Annotated in this window: 10 protein-coding genes; 8 read left to right on the plus strand and 2 right to left on the minus strand. The window is 68.9% G+C overall.

Annotation, left to right across the window (positions count from 1 at the left end):
* The 4 genes from mptB to Q0W90_RS09650 all read left to right on the plus strand — a co-directional run.
* On the plus strand, positions 1-1,080 hold a 1,080-nt coding region (gene mptB / locus Q0W90_RS09635; RefSeq protein WP_297774296.1), incomplete at its 5' end, for a polyprenol phosphomannose-dependent alpha 1,6 mannosyltransferase MptB.
* Between the two features lie 49 nt (positions 1,081-1,129).
* The gene (locus tag Q0W90_RS09640; RefSeq protein WP_297774299.1) at positions 1,130-2,074 is read left to right on the plus strand and encodes an ABC transporter ATP-binding protein; all 945 of its coding nucleotides are present in this window, start codon (positions 1,130-1,132) and stop codon (positions 2,072-2,074) included.
* Positions 2,074-2,862: an ABC transporter permease gene (locus tag Q0W90_RS09645; RefSeq protein ID WP_297774301.1), complete on the plus strand. Its 789-nt coding sequence runs from the start codon at positions 2,074-2,076 to the stop codon at positions 2,860-2,862. Before Q0W90_RS09640 ends, Q0W90_RS09645 begins: the two co-directional genes overlap by 1 nt.
* Before the next feature lie 125 nt (positions 2,863-2,987).
* Complete coding sequence (locus Q0W90_RS09650; RefSeq protein ID WP_297697581.1) at positions 2,988-3,941, plus strand: heme A synthase; 954 nt, start codon at positions 2,988-2,990, stop codon at positions 3,939-3,941.
* Here the strand turns inward: Q0W90_RS09650 and Q0W90_RS09655 are convergent.
* A complete protein-coding gene (locus tag Q0W90_RS09655) occupies positions 3,891-4,541 on the minus strand; it encodes a hypothetical protein (RefSeq protein WP_297774304.1) in 651 nt (216 codons plus the stop codon). The two genes, Q0W90_RS09650 and Q0W90_RS09655, sit on opposite strands and share 51 nt — an antisense overlap.
* A 19-nt stretch (positions 4,542-4,560) precedes the next feature.
* Here Q0W90_RS09655 and Q0W90_RS09660 point away from each other — a divergent pair, with 19 nt between their 5' ends.
* A complete protein-coding gene (locus Q0W90_RS09660) occupies positions 4,561-5,535 on the plus strand; it encodes a quinone oxidoreductase (protein WP_297774306.1) in 975 nt (324 codons plus the stop codon).
* Between the two features lie 24 nt (positions 5,536-5,559).
* Here Q0W90_RS09660 and Q0W90_RS09665 read toward each other — a convergent pair whose 3' ends face one another.
* Entirely contained in the window at positions 5,560-6,486 is a 927-nt protein-coding gene (locus Q0W90_RS09665) for a heme o synthase (protein WP_297598686.1), read from the minus strand.
* Positions 6,487-6,742: 256 nt separating this feature from the next.
* Here Q0W90_RS09665 and tkt point away from each other — a divergent pair, with 256 nt between their 5' ends.
* From tkt to zwf, 3 genes are read left to right on the plus strand one after another with little or no spacing between them, the layout of a single operon-like run.
* A complete protein-coding gene (gene tkt, locus Q0W90_RS09670; protein ID WP_297774308.1) occupies positions 6,743-8,836 on the plus strand; it encodes a transketolase in 2,094 nt (697 codons plus the stop codon).
* Between the two features lie 16 nt (positions 8,837-8,852).
* Positions 8,853-9,974 carry a transaldolase gene (gene tal / locus Q0W90_RS09675; protein ID WP_297598682.1) on the plus strand — a complete coding sequence of 374 codons (1,122 nt, stop codon included), beginning with the start codon at positions 8,853-8,855 and terminating at the stop codon, positions 9,972-9,974.
* Positions 9,971-11,515 carry a glucose-6-phosphate dehydrogenase gene (gene zwf, locus Q0W90_RS09680; protein WP_297697590.1) on the plus strand — a complete coding sequence of 515 codons (1,545 nt, stop codon included), beginning with the start codon at positions 9,971-9,973 and terminating at the stop codon, positions 11,513-11,515. The genes tal and zwf overlap by 4 nt, the downstream gene beginning before the upstream one ends.
* Positions 11,516-11,548 lie beyond the last annotated feature (33 nt).

Here is an 11,548-nt window from a genome sequence, read left to right on the forward strand (position 1 = left end):
CTGGCCCGGCGCTGCGGCGTCGCCGAGGTCAGCGCTCTATGGCTGGGCGCGGCCAATCCGCTGCTGATCATGCATCTGGTGGCCGGTGTGCACAACGAGGCGCTGATGCTGGGCCTGATGCTGGCCGGGGCCGAATTCGCGCTGCGGGGCGTCGACGCTCCACGCCTGCTGCCCCACTCCTGGAAACGCCCAGCGACGATGCCGGCCGATGGCGGGAGGAGAAGCTGGGCAATCAAGCTGGGTCCCGACTGGGAGCCGCTGGGCATGCTGCTGGCGGGTGCCGTCCTGATCACCCTGTCGTCGCAGGTGAAACTCCCGTCGCTGCTGGCGCTGGGCTTCGTCACGATGGCGCTGGCCTACCGGCGCGGAGGAAACCTGCGTGCCCTGCTGCTGACGGGCGGCGGCATGGCGGCGCTGTCGCTGGCGGTGATGGCCGTCGTCGGCTGGGCCAGCGGGCTCGGCTTCGGCTGGATCTACACGCTGGGCACCGCCAACGTGGTGCGCAGCTGGATGTCGCCGCCGACGCTACTGGCGCTCGGCACCGGACAGGTGGGCATCCTGCTGGGCCTGGGCGATCACACCACCGCGGTGCTGGGGCTGACCCGTGCGATCGGCGTGCTGATCATCACGATCATGGTGGCGTGGTTGCTGCTGGCCGTCTTCCGCGGCCGGCTGCACCCGATCGGCGGGCTGGGCGTCGCGCTGGGCATCACGGTGCTGCTGTTTCCCGTCGTGCAGCCCTGGTATCTGCTGTGGGCCATCATCCCGCTGGCCGCCTGGGCGACTCGCACCGGCTTCCGGGTGGCGGCGATCGTCATCAGCCTCGTCGTCGGCATCTTCGGCCCGACCGCCAACGGCGACCGGTTCGCGCTCTTCCAGATCATGGATGCCACGGTGGCCAGCACCGTCATCGTGGTGCTGCTCATCGCACTGACCTACACCCGCTTGCCGTGGCGGCCCCCGCCGATGCAGGGCCCCGAATCCGACGGACGACCGGTCGTCGACCCGGCGGCGCCCGCGCAGCCTGCCCCGACCCCGCGGCCGGCCCCCGCTCACGACGCCTACGCTGATTCCACGTGAGCCGCGCCGACGACGATGCAGAGCGAAGCGATGAGGAGGAGCGGCGCACGTGAGCTCGGACGTTCTCGAAACACCTGAGATAGTGGTGCGACTGCGCGGCGTGAGCAAGCACTACGGATCCACCACGGCTGTCTCCGATCTCGACCTGGAAGTGCACGCCGCCGAAGTGCTCGCCCTGCTCGGCCCCAACGGCGCCGGAAAGACCACCACGGTCGAGATGTGCGAGGGCTTCGTGCGCCCGGACGCCGGCACGATCGAGGTGCTCGGCCTGGACCCGATCGCCGACAACGCCCGGCTGCGGGCGCGGATCGGCGTGATGCTGCAGGGCGGCGGCGGCTACCCCGCGGCCCGCGCCGGAGAAATGCTCGACCTGGTGGCCGCCTACGCCGCCGACCCGCTCGACCCGGCGTGGCTGCTGGACACGCTGGGCCTCACCGACGCCGCGCGCACCACCTACCGGCGGCTCTCCGGCGGGCAGCAGCAACGGCTCGCGCTGGCGTGTGCGCTGGTCGGGCGACCGCAACTGGTGTTCCTCGACGAACCCACCGCGGGCATGGACGCGCACGCGCGGCTGCTGGTGTGGGAACTCATCGACGCGCTGCGCCGCGACGGCGTGACGGTGGTGCTGACCACCCATCAGCTCAAGGAGGCCGAGGAGCTCGCCGATCGGCTGGTGATCATCGACAACGGGGCGACGGTGGCCTCGGGCACGCCGACCGAACTGATGCGCAGCGGGGCCAAGGACCAGCTGCGGTTCAGTGCTCCGCCGCGGCTCGACCTGTCGCGGTTGTCCGCCGCGCTGCCCGAGGAATACAAGGCCACCGAGGTGACGCCGGGCGAGTACCTGGTGGAGGGTCCGGTCGACCCGCAGGTGCTGGCGACGGTCACGGCGTGGTGTGCCCAGATCGACGTGCTGGCCACCGATATGCGCGTCGAGCGACGCAGCCTCGAGGACGTGTTCCTCGACCTCACCGGCAGGAAGTTGCGGCCTTGATGCAGAACGAAACTCACTCGAATCGCTTCCCCGCCGGCACCTTCGCCCCGGACCCGCGTCCCAGCGCGGTGCCGAAAATGCTTGCCGCGCAGTTCGGCCTGGAGCTCAAGCTGCTGCTGCGCAACGGCGAACAGCTGCTGCTGACCATGTTCATCCCGATCACGCTGCTGGTCGGGCTCACGCTGCTACCGCTCGGCTCGTTCGGGCAGCATCGGGCGGCCACCTTCACCCCCGTCATCATGGCGCTGGCGGTGATCTCGACGGCGTTCACCGGGCAGGCGATCGCGGTCGCCTTCGATCGGCGCTATGGCGCGCTCAAGCGGCTCGGGGCGACGCCACTTCCGGTGTGGGGCATCATCGCCGGCAAGTCCCTAGCCGTCGTCACGGTGGTGTTTCTGCAAGCAATCCTGTTGGGCGCCATCGGTTTTGCGCTCGGTTGGCGACCCGTCCCGACCGCGCTGGCCTTGGGGGCTGCGGTTATCGCGCTGGGCACCGCGGCCTTCACGGCCCTCGGCCTGCTGCTCGGCGGGACGCTGCGGGCCGAGATCGTGCTCGCGATCGCCAACCTGATGTGGTTCGTCTTCGCCGGCCTGGGCGCGCTGACCGTGGAAACCGGGATAATCCCGTCGGCGGTCAAATGGGCGGCCCGGCTGACCCCGTCGGGCGCGCTCACCGAGGCTCTCTCGCAGGCGATGACCATGTCGGTGGACTGGTTCGGGGTGGTCGTCCTGGCGGCGTGGGGCGCGCTGGGAGCGTTGAGCGCGCTGCGCTGGTTCCGGTTCACCTGACGGTCGGCCCGTTCGCGACCCAGAACCCCCGCGCACGGCACGCGGGCGCGGCCGTGCGTCGTTGATGGCTCGGCGACGCCGGGGCGTACTACACCATGTAGTTTTCGGTGCCTTAGGATCGGGCCGTGCTTGGACGAACGCTGCTGCGACTGGTGGACCTGCTCCCCAATCCCAGTCTGGGCGTCCAGCGCCTGGTCGCCGTGGCCGTCATTGCGACCCAGGGCGGCATCGCCATCACCGGCGCGATCGTCCGCGTCACCGCCTCGGGGCTCGGCTGCCCCACCTGGCCGCAGTGCTTTCCGGGCAGCTTCGTCCCGGTGGCCCACCCCGAGGTGCCCCGCATCCACCAGGCCGTCGAGTTCGGCAACCGGATGGTCACCTTCGCGGTGGTCATCGCCGCCGCGCTGGCCGTGCTCGCGGTGACCCGCGCCCGACGACGCCCCGAGGTGCTGGTCTATGCGTGGCTGATGCCGGTGTCGACCGTGGCGCAGGCGGTCATCGGCGGGATCACCGTGCGCACCGGTTTGCTGTGGTGGACGGTGGCCATCCACTTGCTGACGTCGATGACGATGGTGTGGCTCGCGGTGCTGCTCTACGTCAAGATCGGCGAACCCGACGATGGAGTGGTGCGGGTGCTGATCCCCACGCCGCTGCGCGCGCTGACCGCCCTCTCCGGTGTGGACCTGGCGGCGGTGCTGGTCACCGGCACGCTGGTGACGGCCGCGGGCCCGCACGCGGGCGACCGCAGCGCCACCCGGACGGTGCCACGACTCGAGGTCGAAGTGGCCACCCTGGTGCACATGCACTCCTCGCTGCTGGTCGCCTACCTGGCGCTGGTCGTCGGGCTGGGCTTCGGGCTGCTGGCCGTGCATGCCACCCGGCCCGTGTTGCTGCGGCTCGGGGTGCTGCTCGTCCTGCTGTGCGCGCAAGCGGCCGTCGGCACCGCCCAGTACTACACCGGGGTTCCCGCCGCACTGGTCGCCCTGCACGTGGCGGGTGCGGCCGCATGCACCGCGGCCACCGCGGCGCTATGGGCTTCCATGCGAGAACGGGCCGAGCCCGAGCCGCTCACAGGCTGACCCGACCGCCACGGCAAGCCGGCGCTGGGCGAGCTCGCGGGTGGCGACATCCACGTGGCGCCAACCCAGCTGCGGCGCAACGAGATTCAGTTTCACCAGCCGATCCCCGGCCACGTCGGCACGCGCGTACAGCAGCTCGGACACGCCGATTCCGGCGCGGCCGGCGGCCGCCTCGAGCGCGGCGTGGCCGAGGTCCCAGGACTCGAAATCCGGCTCGTCCGGCCAGGCATGCGATTGCTCCCCGCCCAGAAAGATCAACGCCGCCCGTGCCGTCCCGCCGGGCAGCGTCGGGATCCCGTCGTTCTCGAGGTCGCGCAGATACCGGTCATCGAAATTCCAGGCGACCGCGTCGGGCGGGTTGAGCAGGTGGCGCACGCGCCGGGCCCAGGCCAGGAATTCGTCACGGCGGTCCGGGTCGTCCGCCGCGGCCCGCAGGATCACCAGGTCCGCGTGGGTGGTCTCCGGATCGTCCCAGGACAGCCAGCGCGCGTGCAGGCCGCGCCGGCGTAGCGCGGGCACCAGGCCGGCGTCGTCGGGGTCGCCGCCGGACCCCGCCAGCACGATGCGGGGATGAAAGACGTTCGGGCGAGCGAGCTTCATGCCCGGGCATGATAAGCACATGCACGCAATCGAAGTCAGCGAAACCGGCGGCCCCGAGGTGCTGCGCTACGTCGATACGCCCATGCCGGCGCCCGGGCCGGGCGAGGTGCTGATCAAGGCCGAGGCCATCGGCGTCAATTACATCGACACGTATTTCCGCTCGGGGCAGTATCCGCGCCAGTTGCCCTTCATCCTGGGCGCCGAACTGTGCGGCACCGTCGCCGCCACGGGCGAGGGAGCCGACGGGTTCGGCGTCGGCGACCGTGTGGTCAGCGCCGCGGCTTCCGGCGGCTACGCCGAATTCGCCACGGCCCCAGCGGTTTTGACGTCAGCAGTGCCCGACGGTGTGACCGCCGACGTCGCGGCCTCAGCGCTGCTCAAGGGACTGACCGCCCACTACCTGCTGAAATCGGTGTATCCGGTGCAGGCCGGCGACACGGTGCTGGTGCACGCCGGTGCGGGCGGTGTCGGCCTGATCTTGACGCAGTGGGCCCACCTGCTCGGCGCGCGGGTGATCACGACGGTCTCGACCCCGGAGAAGGCGCGGATGTCGGCGAAGGCCGGCGCCGACGAGGTGCTCTCCTACCCCGACGACGCCGACGAGTTCGGCGAGCGGATTCGTTCGTTGACCGACGGCGCCGGGGTGGCCGCGGTGTACGACGGCGTGGGCGCGACCACCTTCGACGCCAGCCTGGCCAGCCTGGCCGTGCGGGGCACGCTCGCATTGTTCGGCGCGGCCAGCGGGCCCGTCCCGCCGTTCGACCCGCAGCGCCTCAACGCCGCCGGCTCGGTGTTTTTGACCCGGCCGTCGCTGGTGCATTTCGTCCGCACCGGGCAGGAATTCAGCTGGCGGGCAGAGGAATTGTTCGCGGCGATCGCCGGCGGCGACATCACCGTCGAAGTCGGCGGGCGCTATCCGCTGGCCGACGCGGCCCGCGCCCACCGGGATCTGCAGGGCCGCAAGACCGCCGGATCGATCGTGCTGCTCCCCTAAGTCCACCGCCGAGCACGGCGGCGGCTAGAACAGGTGCGGCAGCCCGATGGCCGAGTCGATCGCCAACGCGCAGAACACCACCGCCAGGTAGTTGTTCGACTGCAGGAACAGCCGCAGCGGCTTGACCGGCTCGCCGGCCCGCACCCCGGCGTACAGCTGATGGGCGATCGTCAGGAACCACACGCCGGCCGCCAGGGCGACCGCCGCGTAGAGCCAGCCGGTGGCCAGCGCCAACGCCAGCGTGGCCAGCACCGTCAGCCAGGTGTAGATCAGGATCTGTTTGGTCACGTGGCGCTCGGTCGCGACGACCGGCAGCATCGGGACGCCCACCGCTTCGTAGTCGTCCTTGTAGCGCATTGCCAGTGCCCAGGTGTGGGGCGGAGTCCAGAAGAAAATTATGGCGAACATCACCAGGGCCGGCCAGCCGATGGTGCCGGTGACGGCCGACCAGCCGATCATCACCGGCATGCAACCGGCCGCGCCGCCCCACACGACGTTCTGCGAGGTGCGGCGCTTGAGCAGCAGCGTGTAGACGAGCACATAGAACGCGATCGTCGCCAGGCCCAGCAGCCCCGACAGCAGGTTCGTCGTCCACCACAGCCAGAAGAACGAACCCACCGTCAGCACCAGCCCGAACACCAGCGCGTTGCGGGTGGGCACCGCGGCCCGGGCCAGCGGCCGGCGCGCGGTGCGCTTCATCACCTTGTCGATATCCGCGTCGACCACACAGTTCAGCGTGTTGGCGCCCCCGGCGGCCAGCATTCCGCCGATCAGCGTGTTGATCACCAGCAGCGGATTCACCGTGCCGCGCTGGGCGAGCAGCATCGCCGGGATCGCGGTTACCAGCAGCAGCTCAATGACCCGCGGCTTGGTCAGCGCCAGATACGCCAGCACCGTGCTTCGTACCCGGCTTGGCAATTGGTTCGGCGCGACGCGCCCGCGAACGCTCACGCAATAACTCCTTGGGGTCGCAGCGGCGCGCAGCATCTACTACACACGATGGTAGACCGAGTAGCGGCGACGTCCCGCCCGCGGGTCCAAACACGGCTGATTTTTCCCAGATTTCCGAACTGAATGTTAAGGGCTGACGGCCGGCGCGTAATTTTCACACCTGCCGGCAGCGGGTACCCGAATTCCTGCTCTGCAAGAGCCGGCCCTCCCGCACTAGGGTGGGATTGATCAGCTCGATGACCCAAGGACTGAGTCTGTGACGACACTCGAAGAGATCTCCACGCTGACCCAACCGCACCTTCCCGACGACTGGTCCGAGCTCGACTCGGCCGCCGTCGACACCGTTCGGGTGCTGGCGGCCGACGCGGTGCAAAAGGTCGGCAACGGCCATCCCGGGACGGCGATGAGCCTGGCTCCCCTGGCGTACACGCTGTTTCAGCGGGCGATGCGCCACGACCCCAGCGACACCCACTGGTTGGGGCGCGACCGGTTCGTGCTGTCGTGCGGGCACAGCAGCCTGACGCTGTACCTCCAGCTGTATCTCGGCGGCTTCGGTTTGGAGCTCTCCGACATCGAGTCGCTGCGCACCTGGGGATCCAAGACTCCCGGGCACCCCGAGTTCCGGCACACCAAGGGTGTCGAGATCACCACCGGCCCGCTCGGGCAGGGCCTGGCATCGGCGGTGGGCATGGCGATGGCGGCCCGCTACGAGCGCGGCCTGTTCGACCCCGACGCCGCCCCGGGCACCAGCCCGTTCGACCACTTCATCTACGTGATCGCCTCCGACGGCGACATCGAAGAGGGCGTCACCTCGGAGGCCTCGTCGCTGGCGGCCGTCCAGCAACTGGGCAACCTCATCGTTTTCTACGACCACAACCAGATTTCGATCGAGGACGACACCAACATCGCGCTGTGCGAGGACACCGCCGCGCGCTACGAGGCCTACGGCTGGCACGTGCAGAAGGTCGAGGGCGGCGAGAACGTCGTCGCCATCGAGGAGGCCATCGCCAGCGCCAAAGCCGTCACCGACCGGCCGTCGTTCATCGAGCTGCGCACCATCATCGGCTATCCCGCGCCGAACCTGATGAACACCGGCAAGGCGCACGGCGCGGCGCTGGGTGACGAGGAGGTCGCGGACGTCAAGAAGATCCTCGGCTTCGACCCGGACAAGAACTTCGAAGTGCGCGACGAGGTGATCGCCCACACCCGCAAGCTGGTCGACCGCGGCAAGGAAGCCCACGAGAAGTGGCAGACGGATTTCGACGCCTGGGTGCAGCGCGAGCCCGACCGCAAGGCGCTGCTGGACCGGTTGACCGCCGAGGAACTGCCCGACGGCTGGGACGCCGACATCCCACACTGGGAGCCGGGTTCCAAGGCGCTGGCAACCCGCGCCGCCTCCGGCGAGGTGCTCTCCGCGATCGGTCCGAAACTGCCTGAGCTGTGGGGCGGTTCGGCCGACCTGGCGGGCAGCAACAACACCACCATGAAGGGTGTCGACTCCTTCGGCCCGCCGTCCATTTCGACCAAGGACTACACCGCGCACTGGTACGGGCGCACACTGCATTTCGGCGTTCGCGAACACGCGATGGGCGCCATCCTGTCCGGCATCGTGCTGCACGGCCCGACCCGCGCTTACGGCGGCACCTTCTTGCAGTTCTCGGACTACATGCGACCGGCGGTGCGGCTCGCCTCGCTGATGGACATCGACACCATCTACGTGTGGACGCACGATTCCATCGGGCTCGGCGAGGACGGCCCCACCCACCAGCCGATCGAGCACCTCGCGGCGTTGCGCGCCATCCCCAAGCTGTCGGTGGTGCGCCCGGCCGACGCCAACGAGACCGCCCACGCCTGGCGCACGATCCTGGCCCGCGGCAACGGCAGCGGCCCGGTGGGGTTGATCCTGACCCGGCAGGGTGTGCCGGTGCTCGAGGGCACCAGCGCCGACGGTGTCGCCCGGGGCGGTTACGTCCTGGGCTCCGACGGTGACGGTCAGGACCCCGACGTCGTCCTGATCGCCACCGGCTCCGAGGTCCAGCTCGCGGTGGAGGCGCAGAAGTTGTTGGCGGACAAGGACATTGCGGCGCGGGTGGTCTCCATGCCGTGCGTCGAATGGTTCGAGTCCCAGCCCGACGACTACCGCGACAGCGTGCTCCCCCCGTCCGTGTCGGCCCGGGTGGCCGTCGAGGCCGGCGTCGCGCAGAGCTGGCACAAGCTGGTCGGTGACACCGGGAAGATCGTTTCGATCGAGCACTACGGCGAATCCGCCGACTACAAGACCTTATTCCGCGAATTCGGCTTCACTGCCGAAGCCGTCGCTGCCGCCGCGGAACAAGTCGTGGATAACTGAGGAAAGGGTAATTCACATGACCGCTCAGAACCCTAACCTCGCGGCGCTGAGCGCCGCGGGAGTCTCCGTGTGGCTGGATGACCTGTCGCGGGAGCGGCTGCAGTCGGGGAGCCTGCAAGAGCTCATCGACACCAAAAGTGTCGTCGGCGTGACCACCAACCCGTCGATCTTCCAGAAAGCGTTCGCCGAAGGCGACGCCTATGACGCCCAGATCGCCGAGCTCGCCGAGCGCGGCGCCGACGTCGACGCCACCATCCGCACCGTGACCACCGACGACGTGCGCAACGGGTGCGACGTGTTCACGCGCGAGTGGGAGAACTCCGACGGCGTCGACGGGCGGGTGTCCATCGAGGTCGACCCGCGGCTGGCGGACGACACCGCCAAGACCATCGCGCAGGCCGTCGAGTTGTGGAAGATCGTCGACCGGCCGAACCTGTTTATCAAGATCCCGGCGACCGAGGCCGGGATTCCGGCCATCACCGCCGTTCTCGCGGAAGGGATTTCGGTCAACGTCACGCTGATCTTCTCCGTCGAGCGGTACCGGGCCGTGATGGACGCCTACCTGGCCGGCATGGAGAAGGCGCGCGAAGCCGGACACGACCTGTCCAAGATCCATTCGGTGGCTTCGTTTTTCGTATCCCGGGTGGACACCGAGGTCGACAAGCGGCTGGAGAAGATCGGCGGCGAGGACGCCCTCGCGTTGCGCGGCCAGGCCGGTGTGGCCAACGCCCGGCTGGCATATGCGGCCTACCTGGAGGTGTTCGACGGCGGCGAGCGCTACCAGGCGCTCAAGGCCGACGGGGCCCGGGTGCAGCGTCCGCTCTGGGCGTCGACGGGAGTCAAGAACCCCGACTACTCCGACACCCTCTATGTCACCGAACTAGTGGCACCCAACACGGTGAACACCATGCCGGAGAAGACAATTGACGCGGTCGCCGATCACGGTGTGATCAAGGGCGACACCGTCACCGGCACCGGCGCGGACGCCCAGCAGGTGTTCGACAAACTGGTGGCGGTCGGGATCGATTTGCCGGACGTCTTCGTGGCGCTGGAAAAAGAGGGTGTGGAGAAGTTCGTGGATTCGTGGACCGAGCTGTTCGAGGAAACGCAGAAGCAGCTGGGTTCCGCCTCCAAATGAGCCCGGCCCGCACCGCGCAACAATGGCATAACCCGTTACGGGACAAGCGCGACAAGCGGCTCCCGCGCATCGCCGGGCCGTGCGGGATGGTCATTTTCGGTGTCACCGGCGACTTGGCGCGCAAGAAGGTCATGCCCGCCATCTACGACCTGGCCAATCGCGGGCTGCTGCCGCCCAGCTTCTCGCTGGTGGGCTTCGCCCGCCGGGATTGGAGCACGCAGGATTTCGGTCAGGTGGTCCACCAGGCAGTCAAGGATCACTGCCGCACACCTTTCCGGCAGGAGAACTGGGACCGGCTGGCCGAGGGATTCCGTTTCGTGCCAGGCGCTTTCGACGACGACGAGGCGTTCGGCCGGCTCGCCGAGACCCTGGACAAGCTGGACGCCGAGCGGGGTACCGGCGGTAACCACGCCTTCTACCTGGCCATCCCTCCCAAGTCCTTCCCCGTCGTGTGCGACCAGCTGCACAGGTCCGGTCTGGCCCGCCCGCAGGGCGAGCGGTGGAGCCGCGTGGTCATCGAGAAGCCGTTCGGCCACGATCTGGAGAGCGCGCAGGCGCTGAACAAGGCCGTCAACGCCGTCATTCCGGAAGAGTCGGTGTTCCGGATCGACCACTACCTGGGCAAGGAGACGGTCCGCAACATCCTGGCGCTGCGGTTCGCCAATCAGTTGTTCGACCCGATCTGGAACGCACACTACGTCGACCACGTGCAGATCACCATGGCCGAGGACATCGGCCTGGGCGGCCGGGCCGGCTACTACGACGGCATCGGCGCCGCACGCGACGTCATCCAGAATCACCTGATGCAACTGCTGGCGTTGACCGCCATGGAAGAGCCGGTCAGCTTCAGCCCGTCGGCGCTGCAGGCCGAGAAGATCAAGGTGCTCTCGGCGACCCAGCTCGCCGAGCCACTCGACGAGACCACCAGCCGCGGCCAGTACGCCGCGGGTTGGCAGGGCGGCGAGAAGGTTGTCGGGCTGCTCGACGAAGAGGGGTTCGCCAAGGACTCGATCACCGAGACGTTCGCCGCCATCACACTCGAGGTGGACACCCGCCGCTGGGCGGGCGTGCCCTTCTACCTGCGAACCGGAAAACGGTTGGGCCGCAGGGTGACCGAGATCGCCCTGATCTTCAAGCGCGCGCCGCATCTGCCGTTCGACGCGACCATGACCGACGAGCTGGGCACCAACGCCATGGTGATCCGGGTGCAGCCCGACGAGGGTGTCACGCTGCGGTTCGGCTCCAAGGTGCCGGGCACCGCGATGGAGGTCCGCGACGTCAACATGGACTTCTCGTACGGCTCGGCGTTCGCCGAGGAATCGCCGGAGGCCTACGAACAGCTGATCCTCGACGTGCTGCTGGGCGAGCCGTCGCTGTTTCCGGTCAATGAAGAGGTCGAATTGGCTTGGCAGATACTCGATCCCGTGCTCGACAACTGGGCGGCGGGCGGCAAGCCCGAACCGTACGAGGCGGGCACCTGGGGTCCGGACTCCGCCTTCGCGATGCTGCATCGCACGGGCCGGGAATGGCGGCGGCCATGACGAACGGCGGAGGCCTCGATGATCCGCGCCACG

Origin of the sequence: Mycobacterium sp. (assembly GCF_025933915.1) — a bacterium.
Classification (GTDB): domain Bacteria; phylum Actinomycetota; class Actinomycetes; order Mycobacteriales; family Mycobacteriaceae; genus Mycobacterium.

Bases quoted from the DNA above. Each gene is read 5' to 3' on its own strand.
- Q0W90_RS09645 (WP_297774301.1), top strand. From the start codon at position 2,074: ATGCAGAACGAAACTCACTCGAATCGCTTCCCCGCCGGCACCTTCGCC.
- Q0W90_RS09655 (WP_297774304.1), bottom strand. From the start codon at position 4,541: ATGAAGCTCGCTCGCCCGAACGTCTTTCATCCCCGCATCGTGCTGGCG.
- Q0W90_RS09660 (WP_297774306.1), top strand. From the start codon at position 4,561: ATGCACGCAATCGAAGTCAGCGAAACCGGCGGCCCCGAGGTGCTGCGC.
- tal (WP_297598682.1), top strand. From the start codon at position 8,853: ATGACCGCTCAGAACCCTAACCTCGCGGCGCTGAGCGCCGCGGGAGTC.
- zwf (WP_297697590.1), top strand. From the start codon at position 9,971: ATGAGCCCGGCCCGCACCGCGCAACAATGGCATAACCCGTTACGGGAC.